The following is a 26,700-nucleotide window of genomic DNA, read 5'->3' on the forward strand; positions in this document are numbered from 1 at the left end:
TTCTCCTCAGCCGAACAGGACGGCGGCTTCGTCCCAGCGGCTCTGGGGCACGGACTTCAGGTCGGCGGTGGCTTCGCCCAGTGGAACGGTTTCGATGTCGATGCCGCGCAGCTACACCATGTGGCCCCACTTGGAGTCCATCACGGCGTCGATCGCGGCCAGCCCGAACCGGGTGGCGAGCACCCGGTCGTAGGATGTCGGCACGCCCCCACGCTGCAGGTGACCGAGCGTCATGACCCGGGTCTCGATGTCGGTGCGCTGTTCGATGATCGGGCCGAGCCATTCGCCGACACCGCCGAGGCGGGGTCGTCCGAAGCCGTCGAGGGCATCGCGGACGATCTCCGCACCGTCCGGCATGAAGCCTTCGGCCACGACGACCAGCGGTGCGCGGCCGCGGTCGAGCGCCGATTCCACCCATCCGCAGATCTGCTCCATGCTCACCGGTTGCTCGGGGATGAGGATCGCGTGTGCACCACTGGCGAGACCGGCGTGCAGGGCGATCCAACCGACGTGGCGTCCCATGACCTCGACCACCATGCAGCGGTGGTGCGACTCCGCGGTGGTGCGCAGCCGGTCGATCGACTCGGTCGCGATCGACACTGCAGTGTCGAAACCGAAGGTGTAGTCGGTCGCCGAGAGATCGTTGTCGATGGTCTTCGGCACGCCGACGACCTTGATGCCGTCATCGTGAAGCATTCGCGCGACGGTGAGGGTGCCTTCACCACCGATGGCGATGATCGCGTCCATCTCGTTGCGTTCCATCACCTGCTTCACCCGAGCCGAGCCGCCGCCACCTTCGCCGAACGGCCCGATGCGGGAGGTGCCGAGGATCGTGCCGCCGGTGCGGGAGAGCCCTCGAACGTCGTGGCGGGGCAGGGGGCGGATGTCGTCCTCGACGAGCCCACGGAATCCGTCGCGGATGCCCTGGAAGTTGACGCCGTAGATGCGGTCGCCCTTCATCACCGCACCACGGATAACTGCGTTCAGGCCGGGGCAGTCGCCGCCGCTGGTCAGAATGCCGATGTTCACGTGGTCAAGCATGGCCGCTACCCGCCGGTCGGCGAAACCGCCCCGCGAGCCTGCTCAAAATGCGAGTCGGCGAATTCGGCGCGGGGTGCAAGGATTCGCAGGTGACCGAGCAACCGATCGACATGTGCCTTGCGCTGGTCGTCGACCTGGAGCGGAGACGGGTTTTGTTGGGTCGCAAGCTGCGGGGGTTCGGCGAGGGCAAGGTGATCGCACCCGGTGGGAAGCTCGAAGCGGGAGAGTCCGCGCTCGAAGCGGCGGTACGGGAACTGGCGGAGGAGACGTCCCTGAGTGCGGATGTCCGGGACGCGCGGTCGGTGGGGGAGTTGTTGTTCACCTGGGCCGACCCGCAGCGGACGCCGTTCCGGGTCTCGCTGGTGATGATCGAGCGCTGGACGGGCGAGGCCGAGGCGTCAGCTGAGTTGTCGCCGTTCTGGTGCCCGCTGGACGAGATCCCGTACGCGGACATGTGGGACGACGACCGCATCTGGCTGCCTAACGTGCTGCGCGGCGACGTGGTCACGGCGACGATCGGCTACGACTTCGTCGGCGAGTTCGTCACCTGCGTCGATCTGGATGCCGCCGGGCGCAAAGCGCGACAGTCGCGCGTTACGCCCCGGTAGTGCCGCGTACCGGGGCGTAAGTCGCGACAATCGCGCCTTCGTTCGAGCCGCTAGGGTCGAAAAACTTGAACCCGAGCGAGGAGCGAGCACCGTGAGCACGATTTCCTACAGACGCCAGGGCGCCGGTGAGCCGGTGGTGTTGATCCACGGCATCGGCCACCAACGCACCGCCTGGTTCGAGGTGTACGACCGACTGGCGCAGCACCACGACGTGATCGCGATCGACCTGCCCGGGTTCGGACAGTCGCCGCCGCCGCAGAAACCCGACACCTATCGGATGGCCAGCTGGATGACTCAACTCGAAACCTTCTTCGAGCACCTCGGTATCGAGCGCCCGCACGTCGTCGGTAACTCGCTCGGGGGAAACCTCGCCCTGGAACTGGCCGCTCGGGGCTCGGTCGCGAGTTGTACGGCCATCTCGCCGGCCGGGTTCTATCTGCCGACCGGACTCGCTGTCGCGGGTGCCGCGCTGCTGTCGATGAAGGCGGCGAGCCACGCACCGTTGCCGATCATTCGGCTGTTCAGCCAGAAGCCGATGCTGCGCAGGATCTCGATGAGCTCGCTGTACGCGCACCCCGAACGGCTCACCGCCGAGCATGCCTACGCCGACACGCTCAACCTGCGTCGGTCGAAGGGCTTCTGGCCGTGCTTCGTCGGTGGAATGCGCTTGAACTACAAGGCGATTCCTCAGGTGCCGACCACGATCGCCTGGGGTGACAAGGACCGTCTGCTGCTGCCGAGCCAGGCCGGCCGAGCGCGCAAGCGGCTGCCCGACCAGCGGCACGTCGCCCTCCCGAACTGCGGGCACGTCCCGATGCTCGATGAACCCGAGTTGATCACGCGAGTCATCGAAGAGACCGTGGAACTGGCCGAACGTGCACCGGCCGCCTCGACGATGTCGGCGACCGCGTGAACCACTCCTACTCGACCTCTCTGCGGTGGGAAGGGACGACGGCGACCGGGTACGACGACTACTCACGGCAACACCAGATCGACGTCGTGGGCAAACATCATCTGACCCTCAGTTCCGACCCCGCCTTCCGTGGCGACCCCAGCCTGACCAACCCCGAAGAACTGTTGCTCGCCGCAGCCAGCAGTTGCCAACTGCTGTCCTTCCTCGCCGTCGCAGCACGCGCACGGGCTGACGTGCGTTCGTACGTCGACCACGCCGAAGCGGTCATGGCGAACGACGAAAGACCGTTGTGGGTCAACAAGATCCGACTCAACCCGGTCATCGAGATCAGCGGCGGCAAGCAACCGGACAAGTGGGAGCGCTGGGTGCGGATCGCTCACCAGGAGTGCTTCATCGCCCGTTCACTGCGATCACGGATGACCGTGCGCGCCACCTTCGTCACCGACGACGGCGAGCACACGGTCGTCGAGGTGATCGACGCCTGACGTCGGCAGTCGCCCGCCACGACGCCGGGAGTGGCACGATCGGTCCCCATGACGACGAAGCAGACGACCAAGTCCGTCACCTTCCTCATCCTCGGCGCCGGCGGTGACCTCACCCAGCGCCTGCTGCTCCCCGGACTCGGCAGCCTGCTGGCGGTCGAGTCCGACCGCGAGGTGCAGGTGATCGGTGCCGACCGTGCCGACCTGACCACGGCCTCGTTCCGCGCCCTGGTGCGCGATCGGCTGAGGAAGGGCGGCGCCGACGCGAAGACCGCCGGGCGCATCGCCGGCAAGGCGCACTACATCAAGGCCGACCTGCTCGACCTGTCCGCGCTCGCCGACCTCGTCCAGGTGGCCGAGGGCGAACTCGTCGTCTACTTCGCGCTCCCGCCGGCCATCTCGATGAAGGTCTGCGCCCAACTGGAGAAGCTCGACCTGCCCGCGTCCACCCGTCTGGGTCTCGAGAAGCCGTTCGGCGCCGACGAGAAGTCGGCCCGGCAGTTCAACAAGCAACTGCAGCGAGTGGTGGACGAGGACCGCATCTTCCGCGTCGACCACTTCCTCGGCGTCTCGACCGTCCTCAATCTCATCGGCCTGCGGTTCGCCAACCGCATGCTCCAACCGATCTGGAACGCCGAGCACATCGAGCGGGTCGAGATCCTCTATGACGAGGACCTCGCGCTCGAGGGCCGCGCCGGCTACTACGACCAGGCAGGTGCGCTGCGCGACATGCTGCAGAGCCACCTGCTGCAGATCCTGGCCATCTTCGCGATGGAGCCGATCGCCAGTCTCGATCCGCAGGAACTGGCCGATCTCAAGGCTCAGGTGCTGCGTGCCACCCACATCTGGGAGAACAACCCGAAGGAGTACGCGCAGCGCGCGCGCTACACCGCCGGTTCGATCAACGGCCGCAGCGTGCCCTCGTACGTCAAGGAGAAGGGCGTCGAATCCTCGCGCAACACCGAGACGCTCGCCCAGCTCACCGTCCAGATCGACAACAACCGGTGGGCCGGCGTCCCGTTCGTGCTGCGCAGCGGGAAGGCGATGGGCGCTCCCCGAAAGCAGGTCATCGTCTACTTCCGCGACGTGCCGCACCTGCCCAAGGGGTTCATCGGCGACCACACCGGCGACGCGATGATCATCGATCTCAAGCCCGGACGGGTGTCGTTCAAGCTGTCGATGAACGCCGAGGGTGACCCGCTCGACCTGGAGCAGAGGACGCTGTCGGCCGATCTCGCGGGAGCGCAGATGACGGCCTACGGCGAAGTGCTGCGCTACCTGATGGACGACAACCAGTTGCTCAGCGTGCGAGCGGACTCGGCCGAACTGTGCTGGAAGATCGTCGCTCCGGCGATCAAGGCATTCGAACAGAATCTGGTGCCGATCCAGCAGTACAAGGCCGGCTCGGACGGACCCGAGGGCTGGTTGGCCGACGACTCGGTCGCCATCGGTCAGGAGAGCGCCGAACTCACTTCGACGTCCAACAAGGGTCGTACCGCGCGGACGACGACGGCTCGTCCCGCCAAGGGCTGACGCGTTCGTCCACCCGTGACGGTTCCCCTGAACTCGCCGGTAACTTAGGCTTGGTCAGCCCGCAACAGCAAGGAGCCGACGGTGTCCGAACAGCAGATGCACGAGCAGACGCGGCAGCACCCTGCCCTCAAGGACCGCTACGACGTCGTCGTGGTGGGTGCCGGTCTGTCGGGGATCGATGCCGGCTACCGGTTGCAGACGATGTGTCCGGACAAGGACTACGTCATCCTCGAAGGCCGCGAGAGCATGGGCGGCACCTGGGACCTGTTCAAATACCCGGGCATCCGCTCCGACTCGGACATGTTCACCCTCGGGCTGCCGTTCGAGCCGTGGACCGGTAAGAAGTCCATCGCTGACGGCGCCGACATCCTGGACTACCTCAAGGACACTGCGGCCAAGCACGGCATCGACGAGCGCATCGTCCACCGCACCAAGGTCACGGACGCCTCCTGGGACAGCACCACCGCCGAGTGGACGCTGACGCTCACCACACCGGGCGGCGAAAGCACCGTACGCAGCCGCTTCATCTACCTCTGCTCGGGCTATTACGACTACGACGAGCCCTACGACCCCGCGTTCACCGGCCGTGACGACTTCCGGGGTGAGGTCATCCATCCGCAGTTCTGGCCGCAGGAGTTCGACCCGGCAGGCAAGAAGATCGTCGTCATCGGTTCGGGCGCGACCGCCGTCACCCTTGTCCCGGCGCTCGCCGACCGGGGCGCAGAGGTGACGATGTTGCAGCGCACGCCTTCCTACGTCCTGGCGCTGCCGAACACCGACCCGATCGCGAACGTGCTGCAACGGACACTGTCGCCGCAACGCGCCTACAGCATGATCCGGATGAAGAACGCCACTCAGGCGCTCTCCCTCTACCTGGCCAGCCGCCGGGCGCCTAAGACGATCGGCAACATGTTGCGCAAGGGCGTCATGGCCCAGGTGCGCGGCACCGACGTCACCGAGCGCGACTTCACCCCGCCGTACGGGCCGTGGGACCAACGGCTGTGCATCGTGCCGGACGGCGACCTGTTCAAGGCCATCAGGAGTGGCAAGGCGAATGTCGTCACCGACACCGTCGACTCGTTCGTGCCCGAAGGCATCCGCACCGGATCCGGTCAGGTCATCGAGGCGGACGCGGTCGTCACGGCGACCGGGCTGAAGATGCTCGCCGGTGGCGGCATCACGCTCACCGTCGACGGGGCGAAGGTCGACATGGGCAGCCGCTACATCTACCGCGGCATGATGATCAACGGCGTGCCGAACATCGCGATGTGCGTCGGTTACACCAACGCCTCGTGGACGCTGCGTGCCGATCTCACGTCGCAGTACTTCGCGACGTTCATCAACCACCTGGACGCCCAGGGGTACGCGTACGGCTACCCGCACGTCGACTCCGCCATGGACGCCCGACCGGCCCTCGACCTGGACGCCGGGTACGTGCTGCGGTCGATGGCCGAGTTCCCCAAGCAGGGTGACCGCGCACCGTGGTTCCTGCACCAGAACTACCTGCGCGACCGGCGCGACACCCGGCGAGCCGACGTCAGCAAGGACATGACGTTCGTCCGTCGCGGAGAGCAGCACGACATCCAGGAGATCGCCGCTCCCGCGGTGGTGTGAGTCCGTGCCGCAGAACGTACGTGCCGAGCGCGGCCTTCGGGTCGCGCTGTCGTCGTATCGCAGCAAGCCGCACTCGGGCGGCCAGGGCGTGTACGTCCGCAATCTCTCGCGGGAACTGGTCGCACTCGGCCACGACGTCGAGGTGTTCAGCGGTCCGCCCTATCCCGAGTTGGACGCAGGGGTGCGGCTGACAACGGTCCCGGGGCTTGACCTGTACCGCGAGCCCGACCCCTTCCGTACCCCGCACATCCGCGAATTTCGTTCCGATCTGGACGTATTGGAGTTCGCGACGATGTGCACTGCGGGGTTCCCGGAGCCCCGGGTGTTCGGTCTTCGCCTGGACCGCCTGCTGCGCTCGCGGCTGTCGCAGTTCGACGTGCTGCACGACAACCAGACGCTCGCTCCGGGCATCCTCGAACTGGAGCGACGCGGGCTACCGGTGCTCACCACGATCCATCACCCGATCAGCCGGGACCGTCGCCTGGAGATCGAGCACGCCCGTGGGTGGGATCGCGTCACCAAGCGTCGGTTCTACGGCTTCGTCCAGATGCAGGCTCGCGTCGCTCGAAAGACTTCGCACGTGTTGACGGTGTCCGAGGGTTCGGCGCAGGACATCGTCACCGACTTCCGCGTGCCCCGCGAACGCATCAGCATCGTCCCGGTCGGGGTGGCGGTCGAGACGTTCGCGCCGCCGTCGCTGCCGCGCGTCCGTGGGCGGCTGGTGACGATCGCGTCGGCCGACGTGCCGCTCAAGGGCGTGCCGGTGTTGATCGAAGCGCTGAAGAACATGCGCACCGACGCGTGGTCGGAACTGATCATCGTCGCAGCCGCGAGCGAACGCACCCAGAAGTCGCTGGCAGACGCCGGCCTGCTCGACCGGGTGAGCTTCCGCTCCGGCCTCACCGATCTCGAACTCGCCGGCCTCATCGGGTCGGCCGAAGCCCTCGTCGTGCCCTCGCGATACGAAGGATTCTCGCTCCCGGCGATCGAGGCGATGGGGTGTGGGACGCCGGTCGTCGCGTCCGCGGTCGGCGCCCTGCCGACGCTCGTGTCCGGTGGCGCAGGTGCACTCGTGCCGCCGAACGACCCTGTCGCACTGGCAAATTCACTGACCGAAGTGCTGAGTTCGCCGGATCTTCGTACCGCCATGGGCGCGGCCGGTCGACGGCGCGCGGTGGCGACGTACAGCTGGCGTGCCGTCGCCGAACAAACAGCAGACCTCTACCGGGACGTGATCCGTGCTCGACGGACGCCCGGCACGATGAAGGAGAACGAACATGTTGACCGTTGACTTCGACCGCTTCCCGGTCTCACCCGGGATGAACCTGATCGACGTCGGTTGCGGCCAGGGACGGCACTCCTTCGAGGCGTATCGCCGTGGCTGCAACGTGACTGCATTCGACATGAACGAATCCGACCTGGCCGACGTGAAGACGATGTTCGGTGCGATGGAGGCCGAGGGTGAAGCGGGCTTCCCAGCCATCGCCCAGGTGCAGGCCGGCGACGCCCGCGCGATGCCGTTCGACGACGGCAGCTTCGACCGGGTGATCGCCTCGGAGATCCTCGAGCACATCCATGAGGACGAGGCCGTGATGGCCGAACTGTTCCGGATCACCAAACCCGGTGGTCTGGTCGCCGTGACCGTGCCGCGCAACTGGCCCGAGCAGGTCTGTTGGAAGCTCTCCGATGAGTACCACGAGGTCGAGGGCGGACACATCCGTATCTACAAGGCGTCCGAACTCGTCGACAAGCTCACCCGCGCCGGATTCCAGCCGTACGCGCAGCACCACGCGCACGCGTTGCACGCCCCGTACTGGTGGCTGAAGTGCGCGGTCGGCAGCGACAACGACAACTTCGCGACGAAGGCGTACCACCGCCTGTTGGTCTGGGACATGATGAGCGCGCCGCTGGTCACCCGGCTCGCCGAGAAGTCGCTCGACCCGGTGCTCGGCAAGAGTTTCGTGGTCTACCTCCGCAAGCCGGAGCATTCATGACGGCACCCGCACGCGACCTCTCGTTGCACGACGCGCTCACCCACGAGCGCGTCGTCCGGATCGGCGATTTCATTGCTTCGCAACAGGATCCGAACGGTGCGCTGCCGTGGTTCCGCGGCGGCCACCTCGACCCCTGGGATCACGTCGAGGCCGCGATGGGTCTGACCGTGGCCGGTCGTCACGACGAGGCGATCCGGGCCTACCTGTGGTCGGCGCGTACCCAGCGGCCCGACGGATCCTGGCCGATGAAGCAGACCGCCGGCGTCGTCGAGGAAGCTGCAGCCGACACCAACCAGTGCGCCTATATTGCGGTCGGTGTCTGGCACTACTACCTGGTCACCGGACATAGCGCGACGCTGGCCCGGTTCTGGCCGACGGTCGAAGCGGCGATCAACTTCGTGGTGCGTGGACAGCTTGCGTCCGGCGCGATCTCCTGGGCGATGAACGTCGAGCGGGAATGGGACGACCAGGCGCTGCTCACCGGCTCGTGCAGCACCCTGCAGGCCATCGAATGCGCCTGTCTCATCGCCGAGACGCTGGGCCACGACCGCCCGCGCTGGCGGGCCGCCGGTCGTGGGCTGCGGGACGCGATCCGTAACTCGCCCGAGGTGTTCGAGGATCGCAGTCGATACTCGATGGACTGGTACTACCCGGTGCTCACCGGGGCCGTGCGCGACGAAGCTGCCGCGCGGCTGATCGACTCCGGCTGGGAGACCTTCGGATGGCCCGGACGCGGTATCCGTTGTGTGGCCGACGAGCCGTGGGTGACCGCGGCCGAGACCGTCGAGCTCGTCGCAGCTCTGGATGCAATCGGTGAATCCGACCGTGCCACAGAGCTTTTCAATGACGTGCAGTTCCTCTTCGACGAGGAGACCGGTGGTTACTGGACCGGCATGAACATTCCGAACGAGCAGGTCTGGCCGGTGGAACAGACCACCTGGTCGGCCGCGGCCGTCCTGCTCGCGGCCGACGCGCTAGGACAAGCCACCGGGGGAGCCTCGCTGTTTCGTGATGCCGGTGGTTGGAGTGGCTGGGGCGGCGCGATCGAAGGAGCGGCGAGTTGATCTCGGAGCAACTGCGGGCGGCGGTCGACGCGACCAAGGGATTCATGCCGGACGACGAGGGCGAGGCGCTGCATGCCAGCGCGCTTGCCGCCAAGCCCGGCGTCTGGCTCGAGATCGGTACGTACTGCGGCAAGTCGACCCGTCTGTTGTCGGACGCGGCACGGCGGGCCGGTGCCCGGCTGGTCACTGTCGATCACCACCACGGGTCCGAGGAGAACCAGCCCGGCTGGGAGTGGCACGACGAGTCGATGGTCGACGAACGATCCGGACGCCTTGACACTTTCGCCACCTTCCGCCCGGTGCTCGACGAGTACGCCGACGTGCTGAGTGCCGTCGTCGCCGACACCCGGGTGGTCGGCGCCTGGTGGGCGACACCGCTCGAAGTGCTCTTCCTCGACGGCAACCACACCGAAGAGACCGCGCAGCACGACTACCGCGCGTTCGCGCAGCACCTCGTCCCCGGCGCTCTGCTGCTCGTGCACGACGTCTTCCCCGACCCTGCCGACGGTGGCCAGGCGCCCTGGCACGTGGTGCAGTCGGCGCTCACGGACGGCTTCGAGCAGGTCGAGGTGCATGGTTCGTTGCGAGTCCTGCGCCGCCCGACATCGCGTAGTTGAGACCGTGCGCCGGGTCGTCGTCCTCGCAGTCGCGCTGCTGTGTACCGGCTGCTCGAGCACCGAGCCGACCACCACGTCCTCCCCGAACACGTCCACCATGAGCTCGACGTCGAGTTCGATCCGGCCGTCGCCGGCTACGACATCGACGAGCACACCGCAGCCGGGTCCGCCCTACATCGGCACGCTCACCTGGCGGCCCGGACGGCACGGTGACGACCTGATCGTCACGCCCACCGGCGCCGGACGCGCCGTGCTGGGGGAGGAGAAGGAGGCGGCTGCTTGGGCGGAGGTCGCCAGGCGCGAGCCGCGGGCCGACACCGTGTCGATGCAACGCCAGTTCGCCTGTCACTGGCGTTACGCCCGATCCAAAGCGACCTGGAACCTGGAAACCTGGCGGATGGCCGTCCCGATGGACCAGGTCGTGAGCGCCTATTGCAATCCGGGCGGACCTGAGTAGCCGGACGCAGCAAACGCCGCAACCCGAAGGCGGCGGCGTTCAACTGATCGAGTCAGTAGTAAGTCAGTAGTGAGTCAGTTCTGCTGGGCGGCGTCGCCCTCGGCGGCCTGCTGCTCGGCGATCTCGGCGTGGATCTTCTCCATCGGCAGTTCGCGGATCTGCTTGATCAGATCGGTCAGCATCGCCGGCGGCATCGCACCGGACTGGCTGAACACCATCACGCCCTCACGGAAGGCCATGACGGTCGGGATGCTGCTGATGTTCATTGCGCCGCCGAGTTCGCGCTGGTCCTCTGTGTCGACCTTGCCGAACACGATGTCCTCGTGCTTGTTCGATTCGGCGTCGTACACCGGAGCGAACATCTTGCACGGGCCGCACCAGTCGGCCCAGAAGTCGATGAGAACGATGTCGTTGTTCTGGATGGTCTCGACGAAGTTCTCGGTGGTCAGGGTGGTGGTGGCCATGCCGGCCCTCCTTGAAATCGGGTTCTCTTCGTCCAACGTCTCACGGGCTGCAGCATTCCCGCAGGTGTCGGGCCGCGGCGAAGTAGCGTGAGCGTGTGACCTCCTTGATCAGCTGCACCGTCCGAGACGGCATCGCCGACGTCCGCCTCGATCGCCCGGACAAGTACAACGGCCTCACCTTCGAGATGCTGCGCGATCTGGCATCCACCGCGCACCGGCTGCGCAAGGACCGGACGCTGCGCGCCGTCGTGATCAGCGGAAACGGTGACGCGTTCTGCGCCGGACTCGACTTCGGCTCGGTGTCCAAGAAGCCTTGGCAGATCCCCGTGGGTCTGGTGCCGGTGCCGTGGCGGGGCACCAATGTGTTCCAGGAGGCGTGCTGGGCCTGGCGACGTGTCCCCGCCCCGGTGATCGCCGCCGTGCACGGCCACTGTTACGGCGGCGGCATCCAGATCGCGCTCGCCGCCGACTTCCGGATCACGACGCCGGACGCCAAATGGTCTGTGCTGGAAGGGAAGTGGGGCCTCATCCCGGACATGAGCGGGGTGCGCTCGCTCTCGGAGTTGGTCGGGGTGGAGACCGCGAAGCGACTGACGATGACCGCCGAGGTGCTCAGCGGTCAGGACGCCCATGACCTCGGTCTCGCCGGCACCGTCGCGGCCGACCCGCGCGGGGCCGCGTTCCAGTTGGCGCGCACGCTGACGACGAAATCGCCGGACGCCCTCGCCGCCGCCAAGCGATTGTTCGACAAGCACCACAGATCGTCGGCCCGGCGCACCTTCGCGGCTGAGCGACGCGAGCAGGTGAAACTGCTGTTCGGCCGCAACGCGAAGATCGCCCGGGCAGCGGGCCTGAAGCGGGAAGCACCGCAGTTCGTCGAGCGCGGGACGCGCTGATCGTTTCGATGAGCTGGGAGCAGCTCGACAGCCGCCCGATCTATGAGAACGCCTGACTGCGCGTCCGCGAGGACGACGTTCGCAAGCCTGACGGAACGACCGGCATCTACGGTGTCGTGGGCGGATCTGACCTGCGTCAGCCGCCTACCGGGGTGCCCGGAGTCGTGCGTCGTCCGCCTCCGCGAGCCCACCAGTCGGCTGCGACCTGCTCCTCGTCCGTCGCCGCGACGCCCGTGTGGCCGAGCATGCCGGCGGCCATCAGAGCGTCCTGCCGCGTCGTCGGGTCATCGAGGAAGGGAGCCAAGGCTGCCGGATCGAGTGCGCCACCACGTCCGATCGCGATCAGTCCGTCCGAGACCACCTTCGGGTCGGTCGCGAACAGCAACCGGCGCAACAACGATGGGTCGTCCGGGGTCATTTGCCGCAACAGGTTCGAGGCACTGCGACGCGCCTGGCTGACGGCGGACGTCGTCGCCACATGGATCGCGGTGCGTGCCACGGCGTCCCGGTAGGGGCTGGCACCGATGAGTTCCTGCGCCAACTGTCGCTTCTCCAGCCACAGGTTCGACAGCGCCTCCTGCAGGAGGCGGTCGATGATCGGGTCGTCGTTCAAGCCGGAGGCCTCGCGGACGGCGGCGAGGTAATCGTCGTAGTGCGGCGGGCGCTCGACGAAGCCGCGTTGACTCCACTGTGCCGGTGGTGGGTGGCCGACCGCGGCCATCGTGCGTCCGCCGAGCCGACCCGCCAGGCTGTAAGCGATGTCGCGATCCTGTGGGGATCCTTCCCGGGCCATCACCCGGAGCCGGTCCTGCAAGGCCTCGACATCCTGGGCGCCGAGCTGACGCCGGCCGATCATGGTTGCCAGACCGAACGAGATGCCGAGCACCCGTTCGTCGTCGCCGGAAACGAACTGCTCGATGAGGGTTGCGGCGACACCCTTGCGGGTCGACTGGGACAACGCGTCCCAGGCATTGCGGGCCAACGGGGCCCCGGGCTGCTGCGCGACCGCGACGATCTCCTGCTCCGCCAGCTCCTGGTAGAGGCTGTCGCCGAGCAGGATCGACAACGCCGCCCAACGCGAGGAGTAGTCGAAATGTCCCGACCGCAGCATCTCGGTCGTCAGGCCGTGTGCCATCAGGCGCGCTGTGCCGCGCGGCGGAGGGGTGATCCGGGGGTCGGTGGTGAGGATGACCAGGGTCAACCAGTCGTGACCGTTGGCCGTGCCTTCCGCGATCGCCTCGTTGAGCATCGAGATCTGCGTGAAGAGTTGGTCACGGTTGTCGGGGATCGGCTCGGCCACCGTCACCCGGTAGGTCTGCTGCATGCTCGCGACGGCTCCGAGCAACTCGGCGGGTGCCAGGCTCAGCGCGCGTTCGTAGGCAGCGACCAGAGCTAGTGGAGCGGTGAACCGTCCGCTCTCCCAATGCGATACCTGTGACCCATGCTTGATCCGGTAGCCGACCTCGGCGAGACGATGGACGAACGAGTCCGCGGTGCGGGCTCCCCACGGTGAGGCCATTCTGCTGACCCTTAGCAACCAGGCAGTGCGTGCCGCGACGTCGATCGAGGAGTCGAACAGGTCGTGTTCGTCGGCGGGCAGGCGCCGGGGTGCACCCCGAATCTTTCCCCAGCTCATACCCCGTCGTCCCCCTTGCGAGCGGCCACGATCCCTCACCGTGTTACGCAACGTCATCGTGGCGTACCGAGATCTTTCGCGTTGATATTTTGGGGAACAAGAAATATCTGGAAAAAAAGTGGTCACTCTCCGCCGACGCCGAGCTTCGCGGTGGTCGTCTCGCGCATCTCGACCTTGCGCACCTTGCCCGTTACGGTCATCGGGAACTCGTCGACGAGTTCGACATAACGCGGGATCTTGTAGTGAGCCAGTTGGCCGGAGCAGAACTGCTTCAACGACTCGGAGGTGATCGGCTCGGCGCCCTGCGTCAGGCGGATCCAGGCGCACAACTCCTCGCCGTACTTCTCGTCCGGCACCCCGATCACCTGTGCGTCGACGATGTCGGGGTGGGTGTAGAGGAACTCCTCGATCTCCCTCGGATATATGTTCTCGCCGCCGCGGATCACCATGTCCTTGATCCGGCCGCTGATCTGCACATAGCCGGCGTCGTCCATCACGCCGATGTCGCCGGTGTGCATCCAGCCGTCCTCGATGGCCTCGGCGGTCTTGTCCGGCTGTTCCCAGTAGCCGAGCATCACCGAATAGCCCTTGGTCATGAACTCGCCGCTGCTGCCGCGCGGCTGGGTCTCACCGGTGACGGGGTCGACGATCTTGATCTCCAGGTGCGGCATCACGCGGCCGACGGTGCCGACCTTCTGTTCGAAGGTGTCGTCGGTGCGGTTCTGCGTGCTGACCGGCGAGGTCTCGGTCATGCCGTAACAGATCGTCATCTGCTCGATGCCGGCGGCGATGAGCTTCTTCATCAGCTCCGCCGGGCACGGTGAGCCGGCCATGATGCCGGTCCGGACGCTCGACAGGTCGTAGTCGGCGAAGTGCGGCAGACCCCACTCGGCGATGAACATGGTCGGGACGCCGTACAGGCTGGTGATCTTCTCGTCCTGGGTCGCCTGAAGAGTGGTGGCCGGGTCGAACGCAGGCGCCGGGATGACCATGCAGGCGCCGTGACTGGTGCACGCAAGGTTGCCCATCACCATGCCGAAGCAGTGGTAGAAGGGCACCGGGATGCACACCCGGTCCTGCTCGGTGTAGCGGCAGGTTTCTCCGACGAAGAAGCCGTTGTTCAGGATGTTGCGGTGACTCAGCGTTGCGCCCTTCGGGAATCCTGTTGTGCCGCTGGTGTACTGGATGTTGATCGGGTCGTTGTTGTCGAGGCCCGACTGGACGTCGGCGAGCGCTTGCGGGGTGACGTCGTCCGCCTGGGCCAGCAGGGCGTCCCACTCCGGGGTCTCGAAGTAGATCGCGTCCACCAGATCGTGGCAGTCGTGCCGCACGCCCTGCACCATCCGTGCGTAGTTGCTGGTCCTGAACTCGCTGACCGCGAACAGATAGCAGATGCCGGCCTGCTTCAGCACGTACTTCAACTCGTGTGCACGGTAGGCGGGATTGATGTTGACCAGGATCGCGCCGATCTTCGCGGTCGCGTACTGAACCAGGACCCACTCGCTGCGGTTCGGTGCCCAGATGCCCACGCGGTCACCCTTGGCGACGCCGACGGCGAGCAGCGCGCGGGCCAACCGATCGACGTCCGACTGCAGTTCGGCGTACGTCCAGCGTTTGCCCTGTGCGACGTCGACCAGGGCTCCCCGATCGCCGAAGCTCGCGACGGTCGCGTCGAAGTTGTCGCCGATCGTCTGCTCGATCAGCGGAGTGTCGGTCTCGCCGTGGGTGTGGGACAGCTGCGCGGACGGCTCGGTCATGTCGCGAGCGTAAGTGAGCCAGGTCACATGGGTGCGCTTGTCTCGCCGAGCGGTGCCGGTGCGTCGATGAGCGGCTCCACGCGGGTGTGGGGCGTCGGACTGGCAGACTCTCCGCATGGCTTCGAGCACGGACTTCTGGTCGGCGTACGCCCACGGTTACGCACGCGTCGCGGCGTGCACGGTCCCGACCGCGATCGCCGACCCGGCGACCAACGCGGCGTCGATCGTCAAGGAACTCAAAGCTGTCCATGCGGAGGGAGTCGCCGTCGCGATCTTCCCCGAACTCTGCGTGAGCGGTTATGCAATCGAGGATCTGCTGTTGCAGGACCCGGTGCTGGAGGCGGTCCAAGATGCGCTCGCGACCATCGCGAACGCGACCAGGCGACTGCGACCGTTGGTCATCGTCGGCGCGCCTTTGCGCAAGGGTCTGCGCCTGTACAACTGCGCCGTCGTCATCCACGGCGGTGAGATCCTCGGCGTCGCCCCGAAGTCCTATCTGCCGAACTACCGCGAGTTCTACGAGAAGCGCCACTTCGCGCCCGGCGATGATCAGATCGGTGAGTCGATCCGTTTAGGGGACAACGAGATTCCCTTCGGTCCTGATCTGCTCTTCAATGCGACCGACGTGCCCGGGCTCGTCGTCCACGCCGAGGTCTGTGAGGACATGTGGGTGCCGGTCCCGCCGTCGTCCATCGCCTCGCTGGCCGGCGCGAGCGTCCTGGCGAACATCTCCGGCAGCCCGATCACCGTGGCCCGAGCCGAGGACCGTCATCTGCTGGTGCGCGCCCAGTCGGCTCGCTGCCTGACCGCCTACCTGTACGCAGCGTCCGGGTTCGGGGAGTCGACCACCGACCTGTCCTGGGACGGCATGACGATGGTCTACGAGTGCGGGGACCTGCTTGGGGAGACCGAGCGCTTCCCGGACGGCCCGCGTCGCACCGTGGTCGACATCGACCTCGACCGCATCCGGCAGGACAGGCAGCGCGACGGGTCGATCGGAGACAACGCGCGCACCTACACCGACCGGGTGCTGGAGTTCCGCACCGTCGACTTCCAACTCAAGGCGCCCGCCGGCGACATCGGCCTGCTGCGCAAGGTGGACCGCTTCCCGTTCGTGCCGGACGACCCCGCCCGCCTCGACCTCGACTGCTACGAGGCCTACAACATCCAGGTGGCCGGCCTCGTCCAGCGCCTGCGCGCGATCGGCAACCCGAAGATCGTCATCGGCGTGAGTGGCGGTCTCGACTCCACCCACGCCTTGATCGTGGCCGCGCGGGCGATGGACCGGATGGGGCGCCCGCGTACCGACATCCTCGGTTACACGATGCCCGGGTTCGCGACGTCCGACTCCACCAAGACCAACGCATGGAAGCTCGGCGAGGCACTCGGCGTCACCTTCACCGAACTCGACATCCGGCCGACCGCCACCCAGATGCTGAAGGACCTCGGGCATCCGTTCGGCGAGGGCAAGCCGGTCTACGACGTCACCTTCGAGAACGTGCAGGCCGGCCTGCGGACCGACTATCTGTTCCGGATCGCCAACAAGGAGAACGGAATCGTCCTCGGCACCGGCGACCTGTCCGAGCTGGCGCTCGGCTGGTGCACCTACGGCGTCGGCGACCAGATGTCGCACTACACGGTCAACTCGGGTATCCCGAAGACGATGATCCAGCACGTCATTCGCTGGGTCGTCGCGCACGAACTGTTCACCGACGAGGTGGGCGAGGTGCTCACCGCGATCGTCGATCAGGAGATCAGCCCCGAACTCGTGCCGAGCAAGAACGGCGACAAGCCGCAGTCGACCGAGGACGCCATCGGACCGTATGCGCTGCAGGACTTCAACATCTTCTACACGCTCCGTTACGGCTACCGACCCAGCAAGATCGCCTTCCTCGCCTGGCACGGGTGGCACGACGACACGACCGGTGAGTGGCCCGCGGGATACCCGCAGGACAAGCGGATCGCGTACGACCTGCCGGAGATCCGGTCCTGGCTCGAGGTGTTCATCAAGCGCTTCTTCGCGTTCAGCCAGTTCAAGCGATCGGCGCTGCCGAACGGGCCGAAGGTGATGGCCGGCGGGTCCGTCTCACCACGCGGTGACTGGCGCGCGCCGTCCGACGGCAACGCCGCCGTCTGGCTCAACGACCTGGAGAAGGTGCCCACCGACTGATCGCCGGGCACCCAGGGATTTCCGGAAGCGGGCGGCACGGGTTATTTTCGGACGATGGTCACTTCCCCTCGGCTCCAGGTACGCGGCGCGGCCTGGCTGGCCCAGGTGAGCGACGACGACGTGATCGAGCACGTGGGCCGCTTCGCCTACGAGCGAGCGCTCGGGTACGTCGACGCCGAACGCGTCGAGTCGATCAACGTCGGTGACAACGGGCGGCTGCTGATCGGCACCGTGAACGGCGGCGACGTGCGGCCGTACACGGCAATGTTGACCGTCCCGAAGGTGGGCGCGCCACCCCGCGACTGGCGTTCGAGGTGCTCCTGCCCGGTCAAGGAGGCGTGCAAGCACGTCGCCTCGATGGTGATGTCGGGTCGCGAAGCGCTCGGTGGTGCGCTGCAGCCGACACCGACCGGAGACGCCAACTGGCGCGAGTTCTCCGACCGATTCCTGGGCGACGACGAGTCGTCCCAGACCTTCACGGACGCGGACGCGTTGGGTTTGCGCATCGCACCGATCATGGCGCCGCGGTCCGGCACCGACTCCTCCCCGCGTACCCGTTTCGAACTGATTCCGTGCCGCCGCGGCAAGACCGGTCGTTGGAACATGTCGATCGAGTGGACCGACGTCCGCACCGACGCCCGCTCCTCCGGACGCCGCTTCTTCGTGCCCGAGCAGGCGCAGGCCCTCACCCGGCTGCTCGAACGCTGGCGCGGTGCCGGCGGCGTGATGACCCGCGCCCCGCGGTTGATGCTTGACGAACTCGGGGGCGGAATCTGGGACGACCTTCAACTGGCTGTCGCCGCCGGTGTCGAACTGCTGCCCGCGTTCGCCCACCCGGACGCTTCGATCGAACTGCTCGCGATGCCGGTGCGTACCGACGTCCGATTCTCCGACGGCCCGAACGGTGAGCTGATCGGTCGCACTGAGATCGACCTGCACCGGCCCGGCCGGCTGGTGCTGATCGGTGACCCGGCGCATGGTCTGGTCATCATCAGCGATCACGATGTGGTGCTCGCCGGCCTCGACCGGCCGATGTCGTCCATGGCGCAGTGGCTGTCGGCCAACGGACCGGTGACCGTGCCCGAGTCCCTCGCCGAGTCCTTCCGTGACGCTCAGTTGCCCAAGCTCGCCCGTCGATACGGGGTGGTGGACGGCGGGTCGGTAGAAAAGCCCCGCCTGGCGCTGGTCGAGCCGCTGCGGCTGCACCTGAAGGTGGAACGGGAGTCCGACACGGCCGTCCTCGTCTCGACCGGTGTCCGGTACCCCGGCGGCGAACTGCACACGATGGCGTTGGACGCCACTCCCTGGAGCGGGCGCGACCGGCACAACGAACGAGTGCTCGTCGAGCAGTTGGAGCCCCTGCTGCGCAAGGCATCGCTGCTCGAGGCGATCGGCGGCATCGGGTGGTGGCCGAAGGACCGCGAGATCTTCACCGACTTCGCTGCGGTGCGATTCACCAACCTCCTCGATGAACTCGACCGCCACGACCTGGTGATCGTCGAGCGCGCCGATGATCTGCCGGTGTTCGAAGAGGCCCAGGACGACCCACTGATCGAGATCGGTGCGGACGACTCCGACGACATCGACTGGTTCGACCTGCGCGTCGAGGTCAGCGTCGGCGGCGAGAAGGTGCCCTTCGAGCCGCTGTTCCGTGCCTTGGCCCGTGGCGAGGAGTTGTTGCTCCTCGACTCCGGCACCTGGTTCTCGCTCGATCACCCTGAACTGCAACGACTTTCGTCCCTCATCACCGAGGCGCGCGAGCTGTCCGATCGCCGTTCGAGCGGTTTGCAGCTCAACAAGTTCCAGCTCGGCTACTGGGACGAACTGGTCGAACTCGGCGTCGTCACCAGCGCGTCAGCTGCCTGGTCCGAACGGGTCGCCCGCCTGGAATCGGTCGGCAAGGGGGAGCCGCCGGTAGCGCCGCAGGGCTTCACCGCCACCCTGCGTCCGTACCAGGTGGACGGCTACCACTGGCTCGCCAGCATCTGGGACGCCCAGCTCGGCGGCATTCTTGCCGACGACATGGGCCTGGGCAAGACCGTTCAGGCACTCGCGATGATCGCGCGAGCCCACGAAGCCGGCGAACTCACGGCTCCCGTGCTTGTCGTCGCGCCGTCGTCGATGGTCGGGACATGGGTGCGGGAGGCTGCGACCTTCGTTCCTGGGATGCCCGTCGTCGCCGTGCAGCGCACCGCGTCCAAGCGTGGAGAACCGTTGCGGGACACGGTTGCCGGTGCGGCGGTCGTGGTGACGTCGTACACCGTGCTTCGTCTGGACGCCGAAGAGTTCCAGTCGCTCTCCTGGCGCGGGCTCATCCTCGACGAGGCACAGTTCATCAAGAACCATCAGAGCAAGACCTTCCACGCGGCCAAGCGACTGCGTGCACCCTTCACTCTCGCGATCACCGGTACCCCGCTGGAGAACTCGCTGATGGACCTGTGGTCGATGCTCGCCCTGGCCGCGCCGGGACTGTTCCCCAAGCCCGAACTTTTCGGCAACACCTATCGCAAACCGATCGAGTCGGGTGTCGAGCCGGAGAAGCTCGAGCAGTTGCGGCGCCGGATCAAGCCGCTGATGATGCGCCGAACCAAGGAGGTCGTTGCGGCCGACCTGCCGCCGAAACAGGTTCAGCTGCAGGAGATCTCGCTCACCACTAAGCACGAGGCGTACTACAAGAGACACCTTCAGCGCGAACGCCAGCGCATCCTCGGCCTGCTCGACGACCCGGACGCGAACCGCATCGCGATCCTGTCGTCGCTGACCCGCCTGCGCCAGCTGTCGCTCGACCCGCGCCTGGTCGACGCCGAGTACTCCTCGCGCGAGCCGAGCGCGAAGATCGCCTTCCTCATCGACCAACTGCAGGAACTGTCGGCGGAGGGCCACCGAGCACTGGTCTTCAGCCAGTTCACCTCCTACCTGCGTCTGGTGGAGTCCGCGCTGACCGAGGCCGGGATCACCACGAACTACCTGGACGGCTCGACCACGAACCGGCAGAAGGTCATCGACGACTTCAAGGACGGCGACTCCGCAGCCTTCCTGATCTCGCTGAAGGCCGGTGGTGTCGGGCTCACCCTCACCGAGGCCGACTACGTCTTCGTCCTCGACCCGTGGTGGAACCCGGCTGCCGAGGCGCAGGCGATCGACCGCGCGCACCGCATCGGCCAGGACCGGCCGGTGATGGTCTACCGCCTGGTCTCCCAGGGCACCATCGAGCAGAAGGTCGTCGACCTGCAGGAGCGCAAACGCGACCTGTTCGCCCGGGTCGTCGACGGCGGCGAGGGTGCGTCCGGCGCGATCACCGCTGCCGACATCCGTGCGATGTTGGAGAGCTGACCGACGGACGCACGCGGGTACTCACCGGTAGCGTCGGGTTCATGAAGAATCCTCTGCGCCGTGAACCACAGTCCTTCGCCGGCAAGCGTGCCCTGGTCACCGGTGGTGCCTCCGGACTCGGCCTGGCGATGACGAAGATCCTTGCCGTCGAGGGCGCCAAGGTGTTGGTCGTCGACGTTCACGAACTCGCGCCCGAAGGCGTGCTGCCGGCCGGCGTCGAGTATCGGCAGCTGGACGTGCGCTCCGACGAGGGCTGGGACGCGACCCGCAACTGGGTGGAGGCGACCTGGGGTGGGCTCGACCTGCTGTTCAACAACGCCGGTGTCGCAGCCGGCGGACGCATCGACGTGGAGTCGATCGAGAACTGGCAGTGGATCATCGACATCAATCTGCTCGGTGTGGTCCGCGGCTGCCGCACCTTCGTGCCGATGATGAAGCAGGCGGGCGGCGGGCACATCGTGAACACCGCGTCTCTGGCCGGACTGGTGCACGCACCGAGCATGGCGTCCTACAACGCGGTGAAAGCTGCGGTCGTCGCGGTCTCGGAGACGTTGCGCCACGAACTTGCGCCCGACCGCATCGACGTATCGGTGATCTGCCCGTCGTTCTTCCGCACCAACCTCGCAGAATCGTTGCAGGGCAAGGACGTCGACATGGAGGAGACCGCCGTCAGGCTCATCACGCAGGCCCCGCGGTCCGCCGACGAGGTCGCGTCCAAGGCGTTGGAGGGCGTCCGCAACCGTCGCTTCATCGTGCTCACCGACTCCGACGGTGTCGCCGCGTACAACGCCAAGCGCTACGCCCGGAAGGCCTACGACGCGGCGATGATCCGGTCGGCCAAGCAGGTGCGCGAGGGCAAGGACCCGATGGCGGACATCGACAAGGTCTGGAGTCGCATGCGGAAGTCCAAGTCCTGACGGACTCCTTTCCGGGCAGAGCTACCCATGGCGGATTCGCGCTGAGGCGAGGACGGTGGTTACCGACGTGAAACCAACCTGGTTCGCAGTTCGGAGGTCCATCAGTCATGAACATTACTCGCCGCTCCGTCCTCAGTGCCGCTGCCGGCGCCGTCATCACCCCGGTCGTCGCGTCGCCGGCCACTGCGCTGAGCTCTGCCGTGCCTGACTGGGCTGCGTTCGACCGTGCGGTCACCGGGCCGGTCCACCGTCCGGGCTCGACCGGGTACGCGTCCGGCAAGCTGATCTTCAACACCCGCTACGACGGCGCGACTCCGCTGGCGGTGGTGCGGCCGAGCGGGCAGGCCGACATCCAGCAGACGCTCGCGTTCGCGCGCCGCTATGGACTCAAGGTCTCTGCGCGAGCGGGCGGCCACTCGTACGTCGGTGCGTCGGCAGCGTCCGGGACGATCGTCCTCGACCTGCGCGGCATGGCCTGGAAACCGGTCGTCACCGGCAGCTCCGCCCAGATCTTCGCAGGCTCGACCCTCTACCCGGTGAAGTCGGCGCTCGCCGCTCACGGTCTGGCGATCCCCACCGGTACGTGTCCGACGGTCGGCGCGGCCGGTCTGTCGACGGGCGGCGGCATCGGTGTGGAGTCGCGCCGCTGGGGAATGACCTGCGGCCGGGTCACGTCCATGACCGTGGTGACGGGTTCTGTTGCAGCACTGCGTATCTCGCCCTCTTCCCACCCTGAGCTGTTCTGGGCATTGCGCGGCGGTGGCGGGAGCAGCGCGGCGATCGTCACCAGCATGACGTTCGCGGCGCACCGGGCCACCAGCAAGGGCACGTTCCGGTTGACCTTCCCGAGCTCCGGGACGTCGATGCAGCGCTACCTCGCCGGCAACTACTCGCGGTGGCGGACGGTGCGATCGACCTACGACCCGAGGGGCGTGATCGCGGCCCCGATCGCGGTCTGATTTCAGACCAGACCGGCCTTGGTGACGATCACCGCCACCTCGACGCGTCCGCCGACACCGAGTTTGCGCTGCGCGTTCGCCAGGTGGGTCTTGACGGTGGCTTCGCCGAGATAGAGCGTGCGTCCGATCTCGGCGTTGGACAGCCCGCGGGCCACCTCGACGACCACCGCGTGCTCGCGCTCGCTGAGTGCGGACATCGAGGTTCGTGCGGCGTCGCGGTCGGTACGGCCTTCGTTGACCAGCCCGAAGACGTAGCCGACCTTGCCGGGGGCGAGCGCGCCCTGACCGCGGTGCACATTGCGCACCGCGGCGATGATGTCGGCCGGGTCGGCGGTCTTGAGCAGGAAGCCGGCGGCGCCTGCGGCGATGGCTCGCTGGACGATGTCGTCGGTGTCCCAGGTGGTCAGCACGATCACTCGCGGCGGGTTGGTCAGCCGCTGGATCTGCGCGGTGGTGACCAGACCGTCCTGCCGCTTCATCCGGACGTCGAGCAGGACGACGTCCGGATGGTGGCGGTGGATCGCGTCGACCACCTCGTCACCGTCGGACGCGGTCGCGACCACGTCGAGGTCGTCGGGCATGCCGACGATGGCTTGCAGGGCCGACACGACCATCGCGTCGTCGTCAACGATCAGAACCCTGATCGGGCGGAGGTCGTTCATCGGCCCACCTTCTGTTCGGCCGGGCGGAACTGCCACGGCAGCCGCACCAACACCCGGAAGGCGTCGTCGTCCACCCATGCCCACGACTCGCCCCCGCATCGGGTGACGCGTTCATGGATGCCGGTGAGCCCGTTGCCGGGGCGGAACGCGGATGCGGCACCGGGACGCAGGCGGTTGGTCGTTGAGATCTCAATGCCGCGGGCCGGCCGTGCGTCGAGGTGCAGCCGGATGGGCGCACCGGGCGAGTGCTTGCGCGAGTTGGTGAGCAGTTCCTGGGTGATCCGGAAGACGGTGTGGCTGACCTGTTCGTCCAGCGGCGCCGACTCGTCGATGAAGATCGAGGACGCAACCGGGCTTCCGGCCGCAAGAGATTCGTCGATGAGCCCGGGAAGGTCGCTGAGGGTGAGCAGCGCCTTGCTCACGTCGGGGTCGCCGGGTTCGCGTAGCAGTCCGAGTAACGAACGCAGGTCGGCCATCGACTGCTGAGCGCTCTCGCGCACCACCCGCGCACTCTGAGCGAGTTTCGGGTTGTTGCCCGCCGCCATCTCCAGAGCGCCGGCGTGCAGGTTGAGCAGCGACAGGCGGTGGCCGAGCGCGTCATGGACCTCACGGGCGATGCGTTCACGCTCCGCCCGGCGGGCCACCTCCTCGCTCAACCGGTCGATCTGGGTGTGCGCGATCTGTTCCTTGAGCGTGCTGGAGTCGAGCGCTCGCCGGTTGCGGGTGAACACGACCAACAGTCCGACGACGGCGACCAGGACGGTCGTGATGAGCGCGATCAACCACCACGGAAACGCGACGCCGGCCTCGTACCGGAAGAACAGTCGCCAGAAGGAAGAGACCTCAGGGACGCCGTCGGTGACGTCGCGGTACACCGAAACGGCGACCGCGAGCGATGCCGCTGCGATGGCCGCAAAGACGTGTTCGCGCCGGCGTGCGATGAGCAGCACCGTGAAAAGGCCTGCGAGAGGCAGGAATCCGTCGATCGGCAGGGCGATGGTGGCTACGCAGTAGGCGCCGAAGAGCTGCCATGGCCACCGGCGCCGCCAGATGAGCAGGATGCCGAGGACCACGCCGACGAGCCAGGCGAGCAAGGTCCAACCGGAGGTCGTCGCGACTTGTTCCGAATCGGTCGCGCCGACGCGGCGAAGGTCGTTGTAGGCGATCGCCAATGTGGTGGAGAAGAACGCCACGATCACCAGCGACGTCGTCCGCACCCGTCGCCACGAGCGCTCATGGGGTGCAGTGGACGACATCATGCGCACAACCTATGGGAGAGCACCCACAGTCGGTTCCACCTATCGGATCGACGCCGGCGCCGAACCTCCACCGATCGGGGGAGGCGGCTGCAGCCGTGCGGTGGAAGTGGAGAAGGGGCCTGCCGTCGTCCACTTGGGACATCGACGAAGGACCTTGGAAAGGACCCACCATGAACGACCAGCAGCCGATGAACAACGGTGCGCCGCAGTACAACCCGAACCACAACACGAACGGCCAGCAGTGGCACGGGCAGCAGCCCTCGCCGTACGGTCAGGGTGGCAACCTGCCGCCGGCGCCGCCGTACGCCAACCCGCTCAAGAGGAACTGGTTCCTGCGTCACAAGGTACTCACCGGGCTCGGCGCACTGGTGCTCCTCGGGGCCATGGCGTCGGCTCTCGGAGGCGGTGGCGGCAAGGGCACCGACGCCGCCACGTCCGAGACGTCGACCTCGTCGAGTACGAGCCAGGAGTCCTCCGCCCGCTCGTCCCAGGCGGCCGCCGAGCCGTCGCAGACGAAGGCCGAGAAGCAGGAGAAGAAGGATCCTGGCCTGAACACCCCGGTGCGGGACGGCAAGTTCGAGTTCACCGTCACCAAGGTGCAGCCTGGCGTGAAGCAGATCGGCGACGAGTACCTGAACCAGCAGGCGCAGGGGCAGTTCGTGCTGATCACGGTCACGGTGAAGAACATCGGCGACAAGCCGCAGACCATGTTCGACGGCAACCAGAAGCTGACCGACGACCAAGGTCGTTCGTTCAGCCCCGACTCCGCAGCTGCGATATACCTGAAGAACAACGACATCTGGATGAAGGAGATCAACCCGGGCAACACGTTGACCGGCACCCTCGTCTACGACATGCCGGCCGGTGCGAAGGCGACCAAGCTCGAGCTGCACGACTCGATGTTCTCCGGCGGGACGACCGTCTCCCTCACCAAATAGCGAACCTACTGCTCGGCGCGCCGAACCTACTGGTTGCAGCCATTAGGTTCGGCCGCGCATCAATAGGTTCGCATCTGGCCTGCTCACCCCGATGGTTCCGGTGGCGCTTGTTCGCCGGCCTTCTCATCGCGAGCGGCCCAGTCGAGCAACTGGTCGAGTCGGAACGCGACGTCGTCGATCTCGGCGGTCAGATCGCCCTTGTCCGCATATCGGGCCGGGACCGTCGCGATCGTGAAGTCGCGCGGGTCGATGTCGGCCAGCTCGTCCCAGTCGAACGGCGTCGAGACGGTCGCATCGGTGTTGCCGCGCACCGAGTACGCGGATGCGATCGTGTGATCGCGGGCGTTCTGGTTGTAGTCGACGAACAGCGCGGCCGGGTCGCGATCCTTGCGCCACCAGGTCGTGCTGACGTCCTTCGGGGCGCGACGCTCGACTTCACGGGCGAACGCCAGGGCAGCCCGTCGCACGTCCGAGAAGCCCCACTCCTGCTCGATGCGGACGTAGATGTGCAGACCGGCGCCACCACTGGTCTTCGGGAAACCGCGAATACCCAACTCGTCCAACAGTTCCCAGCACACGTCCGCGATATTGCGTACTCGGTCGAATGGGCAGTCCGGCATCGGGTCGAGATCGATGCGCCACTCGTCCGGCTTCTCGATCTGGGGACGACGGGAGTTCCAGGGGTGGAACTCGACGGTCGACATCTGTACGGCCCAGATGACCTGGGCGAGTTCGGTGACGCAGAGTTCGTCGGCGGTGCGTTTGTAGCGCGGGAAGAAGACGCGCACGGTGTCCATCCACTCGGGCGCGCCGTGCGGCAGCCGTTTCTGGTGCACCTTCTCCCCGGAGACGCCGGTGGGGAAGCGGTGCAGCATGCACGGACGGTCGCGCAGCGCCCGCACGATGCCGTCACCGACCGACAAGTAGTAGTTGACGAGATCGAGCTTCGTCTCGCCCCGAGCAGGGAAGTAGACCCGGTCGGGGTTCGAGACCGACACGATGCGCTCGCCGACCTCGATCTCGACCTTGGGGGAGCTGCTGTGCCGTCCCGGTAAGGCTGCCATGGTCCGAACCTACGCGTACCCTTGGGCGCCGTGAGTGAGAAGCCAAGCATGTTCCGGATCTTCGCGCTGCGGGTCGCGGCGGCGATGGTGGCAGTCGTGGCCGGCCTGTGCCTCGTGGTGACCGTGCTGGCCGCGATCGTCTGGGCCAAGGGCGGGTCGGAGGCCGACGGCATGCCGGCACTCACCGGTGGCTTTTTCGCCGGCTTCCTCCTCTGCCTCCTCGGGTTCTGGTTGTTGCGTCGTCGCTCGGCGCGGGTGGAGGCGGCCTTCGACGATCCCGCGGACGGCGCGCGCAGCGGGAGCAGCTCCACATCTGTGTGAT

The 26,700-nt window shown here is 66.9% G+C and carries 23 protein-coding genes and 1 pseudogene; 17 read left to right on the forward strand and 7 right to left on the reverse strand.

The genetic code is table 11. The annotated features are described in order from the left end of the window. Positions 1-6: 6 nt before the first annotated feature. Positions 7-1,029: pseudogene (locus MF407_RS00840) on the reverse strand (ATP-dependent 6-phosphofructokinase). Between the two features lie 101 nt (positions 1,030-1,130). Here MF407_RS00840 and MF407_RS00845 point away from each other — a divergent pair. From MF407_RS00845 to MF407_RS00890, 10 genes are all read left to right on the forward strand, one after another. Next, the gene (locus tag MF407_RS00845) at positions 1,131-1,649 is read left to right on the forward strand and encodes an NUDIX domain-containing protein (protein WP_168990209.1); all 519 of its coding nucleotides are present in this window, start codon (positions 1,131-1,133) and stop codon (positions 1,647-1,649) included. A gap of 91 nt (positions 1,650-1,740) precedes the next feature. Then, complete coding sequence (locus tag MF407_RS00850; RefSeq protein WP_239700761.1) at positions 1,741-2,562, forward strand: alpha/beta fold hydrolase; 822 nt, start codon at positions 1,741-1,743, stop codon at positions 2,560-2,562. After that, complete coding sequence (locus MF407_RS00855; RefSeq protein WP_129625428.1) at positions 2,559-3,047, forward strand: OsmC family protein; 489 nt, start codon at positions 2,559-2,561, stop codon at positions 3,045-3,047. Before MF407_RS00850 ends, MF407_RS00855 begins: the two co-directional genes overlap by 4 nt. A 48-nt stretch (positions 3,048-3,095) precedes the next feature. Further along, positions 3,096-4,577: a glucose-6-phosphate dehydrogenase gene (locus MF407_RS00860; RefSeq protein WP_239700763.1), complete on the forward strand. Its 1,482-nt coding sequence runs from the start codon at positions 3,096-3,098 to the stop codon at positions 4,575-4,577. Between the two features lie 81 nt (positions 4,578-4,658). After that, the gene (locus MF407_RS00865) at positions 4,659-6,191 is read left to right on the forward strand and encodes an NAD(P)/FAD-dependent oxidoreductase (protein ID WP_239700765.1); all 1,533 of its coding nucleotides are present in this window, start codon (positions 4,659-4,661) and stop codon (positions 6,189-6,191) included. A gap of 4 nt (positions 6,192-6,195) precedes the next feature. Continuing rightward, entirely contained in the window at positions 6,196-7,482 is a 1,287-nt protein-coding gene (locus MF407_RS00870) for a glycosyltransferase family 4 protein (RefSeq protein WP_129625430.1), read from the forward strand. Continuing rightward, complete coding sequence (locus MF407_RS00875) at positions 7,469-8,185, forward strand: class I SAM-dependent methyltransferase (protein ID WP_129625431.1); 717 nt, start codon at positions 7,469-7,471, stop codon at positions 8,183-8,185. The genes MF407_RS00870 and MF407_RS00875 overlap by 14 nt, the downstream gene beginning before the upstream one ends. Beyond that, a complete protein-coding gene (locus tag MF407_RS00880; protein ID WP_239700767.1) occupies positions 8,182-9,249 on the forward strand; it encodes a prenyltransferase in 1,068 nt (355 codons plus the stop codon). The genes MF407_RS00875 and MF407_RS00880 overlap by 4 nt, the downstream gene beginning before the upstream one ends. Beyond that, on the forward strand, positions 9,246-9,866 hold the full coding sequence (locus MF407_RS00885) for a class I SAM-dependent methyltransferase (protein ID WP_239700769.1): 621 nt from the start codon (positions 9,246-9,248) through the stop codon (positions 9,864-9,866). Before MF407_RS00880 ends, MF407_RS00885 begins: the two co-directional genes overlap by 4 nt. A gap of 4 nt (positions 9,867-9,870) precedes the next feature. Then, positions 9,871-10,323: a DUF2599 domain-containing protein gene (locus MF407_RS00890; RefSeq protein WP_168990210.1), complete on the forward strand. Its 453-nt coding sequence runs from the start codon at positions 9,871-9,873 to the stop codon at positions 10,321-10,323. Between the two features lie 74 nt (positions 10,324-10,397). On the opposite strand, the gene trxA is transcribed toward MF407_RS00890, so the two are convergent. After that, on the reverse strand, positions 10,398-10,787 hold the full coding sequence (trxA, locus tag MF407_RS00895) for a thioredoxin (protein WP_129625434.1): 390 nt from the start codon (positions 10,785-10,787) through the stop codon (positions 10,398-10,400). A 95-nt stretch (positions 10,788-10,882) separates the two neighbouring features. Between trxA and MF407_RS00900 the strand changes: the two genes are divergently transcribed. After that, a complete protein-coding gene (locus MF407_RS00900; RefSeq protein ID WP_239700771.1) occupies positions 10,883-11,683 on the forward strand; it encodes a crotonase/enoyl-CoA hydratase family protein in 801 nt (266 codons plus the stop codon). Positions 11,684-11,819: 136 nt separating this feature from the next. Here the strand turns inward: MF407_RS00900 and MF407_RS00905 are convergent, their stop codons facing one another. Then, positions 11,820-13,319, reverse strand: coding sequence for a hypothetical protein (locus tag MF407_RS00905; RefSeq protein ID WP_129625436.1), 1,500 nt, complete (start codon positions 13,317-13,319; stop codon positions 11,820-11,822). Positions 13,320-13,441: 122 nt separating this feature from the next. After that, positions 13,442-15,076 carry an AMP-binding protein gene (locus tag MF407_RS00910; protein ID WP_239700772.1) on the reverse strand — a complete coding sequence of 545 codons (1,635 nt, stop codon included), beginning with the start codon at positions 15,074-15,076 and terminating at the stop codon, positions 13,442-13,444. A gap of 115 nt (positions 15,077-15,191) precedes the next feature. Between MF407_RS00910 and MF407_RS00915 the strand changes: the two genes are divergently transcribed. The 4 genes from MF407_RS00915 to MF407_RS00930 all read left to right on the forward strand — a co-directional run bounded on the left by MF407_RS00915 (position 15,192) and on the right by MF407_RS00930 (position 22,455). Continuing rightward, the gene (locus MF407_RS00915; protein WP_239700775.1) at positions 15,192-17,246 is read left to right on the forward strand and encodes an NAD(+) synthase; all 2,055 of its coding nucleotides are present in this window, start codon (positions 15,192-15,194) and stop codon (positions 17,244-17,246) included. 54 nt (positions 17,247-17,300) lie between these two features. Then, positions 17,301-20,579: a DEAD/DEAH box helicase gene (locus MF407_RS00920; RefSeq protein WP_239700779.1), complete on the forward strand. Its 3,279-nt coding sequence runs from the start codon at positions 17,301-17,303 to the stop codon at positions 20,577-20,579. 41 nt (positions 20,580-20,620) lie between these two features. After that, positions 20,621-21,496: an SDR family NAD(P)-dependent oxidoreductase gene (locus MF407_RS00925; protein ID WP_129625440.1), complete on the forward strand. Its 876-nt coding sequence runs from the start codon at positions 20,621-20,623 to the stop codon at positions 21,494-21,496. Positions 21,497-21,603: 107 nt separating this feature from the next. Beyond that, the gene (locus tag MF407_RS00930; protein ID WP_129625441.1) at positions 21,604-22,455 is read left to right on the forward strand and encodes an FAD-binding oxidoreductase; all 852 of its coding nucleotides are present in this window, start codon (positions 21,604-21,606) and stop codon (positions 22,453-22,455) included. Between the two features lie 2 nt (positions 22,456-22,457). Here the strand turns inward: MF407_RS00930 and MF407_RS00935 are convergent, their stop codons facing one another. Together MF407_RS00935 and MF407_RS00940 are read right to left on the reverse strand one after the other, a co-directional pair. Further along, positions 22,458-23,117 carry a response regulator transcription factor gene (locus MF407_RS00935; protein ID WP_168990211.1) on the reverse strand — a complete coding sequence of 220 codons (660 nt, stop codon included), beginning with the start codon at positions 23,115-23,117 and terminating at the stop codon, positions 22,458-22,460. Next, positions 23,114-24,376, reverse strand: a complete 1,263-nt coding sequence (locus MF407_RS00940) for a sensor histidine kinase (RefSeq protein ID WP_129625443.1) — start codon at positions 24,374-24,376, stop codon at positions 23,114-23,116. The genes MF407_RS00935 and MF407_RS00940 overlap by 4 nt, the downstream gene beginning before the upstream one ends. 170 nt (positions 24,377-24,546) lie before the next feature. Here MF407_RS00940 and MF407_RS00945 point away from each other — a divergent pair, with 170 nt between their 5' ends. Beyond that, positions 24,547-25,314, forward strand: a complete 768-nt coding sequence (locus MF407_RS00945; protein ID WP_205744711.1) for a DUF4352 domain-containing protein — start codon at positions 24,547-24,549, stop codon at positions 25,312-25,314. Between the two features lie 83 nt (positions 25,315-25,397). Here MF407_RS00945 and ligD read toward each other — a convergent pair whose 3' ends face one another. Next, positions 25,398-26,378: a non-homologous end-joining DNA ligase gene (ligD, locus tag MF407_RS00950; RefSeq protein WP_129625444.1), complete on the reverse strand. Its 981-nt coding sequence runs from the start codon at positions 26,376-26,378 to the stop codon at positions 25,398-25,400. Between the two features lie 30 nt (positions 26,379-26,408). Here ligD and MF407_RS00955 point away from each other — a divergent pair, with 30 nt between their 5' ends. Beyond that, complete coding sequence (locus MF407_RS00955; protein WP_129625445.1) at positions 26,409-26,699, forward strand: hypothetical protein; 291 nt, start codon at positions 26,409-26,411, stop codon at positions 26,697-26,699. Position 26,700 lies beyond the last annotated feature (1 nt).

The organism is Yimella sp. NH-Cas1 (assembly GCF_022359705.1).
GTDB lineage: Bacteria > Actinomycetota > Actinomycetes > Actinomycetales > Dermatophilaceae > Yimella > Yimella lutea.

Bases quoted from the DNA above. Each gene is read 5' to 3' on its own strand.
- MF407_RS00930 (WP_129625441.1), top strand. From the start codon at position 21,604: ATGAACATTACTCGCCGCTCCGTCCTCAGTGCCGCTGCCGGCGCCGTC.
- MF407_RS00915 (WP_239700775.1), top strand. From the start codon at position 15,192: ATGGCTTCGAGCACGGACTTCTGGTCGGCGTACGCCCACGGTTACGCA.
- MF407_RS00875 (WP_129625431.1), top strand. From the start codon at position 7,469: ATGTTGACCGTTGACTTCGACCGCTTCCCGGTCTCACCCGGGATGAAC.
- MF407_RS00910 (WP_239700772.1), bottom strand. From the start codon at position 15,076: ATGACCGAGCCGTCCGCGCAGCTGTCCCACACCCACGGCGAGACCGAC.
- MF407_RS00905 (WP_129625436.1), bottom strand. From the start codon at position 13,319: ATGAGCTGGGGAAAGATTCGGGGTGCACCCCGGCGCCTGCCCGCCGAC.
- MF407_RS00925 (WP_129625440.1), top strand. From the start codon at position 20,621: ATGAAGAATCCTCTGCGCCGTGAACCACAGTCCTTCGCCGGCAAGCGT.
- ligD (WP_129625444.1), bottom strand. From the start codon at position 26,378: ATGGCAGCCTTACCGGGACGGCACAGCAGCTCCCCCAAGGTCGAGATC.
- MF407_RS00935 (WP_168990211.1), bottom strand. From the start codon at position 23,117: ATGAACGACCTCCGCCCGATCAGGGTTCTGATCGTTGACGACGACGCG.
- MF407_RS00940 (WP_129625443.1), bottom strand. From the start codon at position 24,376: ATGATGTCGTCCACTGCACCCCATGAGCGCTCGTGGCGACGGGTGCGG.
- MF407_RS00920 (WP_239700779.1), top strand. From the start codon at position 17,301: ATGGTCACTTCCCCTCGGCTCCAGGTACGCGGCGCGGCCTGGCTGGCC.
- MF407_RS00880 (WP_239700767.1), top strand. From the start codon at position 8,182: ATGACGGCACCCGCACGCGACCTCTCGTTGCACGACGCGCTCACCCAC.
- MF407_RS00860 (WP_239700763.1), top strand. From the start codon at position 3,096: ATGACGACGAAGCAGACGACCAAGTCCGTCACCTTCCTCATCCTCGGC.
- trxA (WP_129625434.1), bottom strand. From the start codon at position 10,787: ATGGCCACCACCACCCTGACCACCGAGAACTTCGTCGAGACCATCCAG.
- MF407_RS00945 (WP_205744711.1), top strand. From the start codon at position 24,547: ATGAACGACCAGCAGCCGATGAACAACGGTGCGCCGCAGTACAACCCG.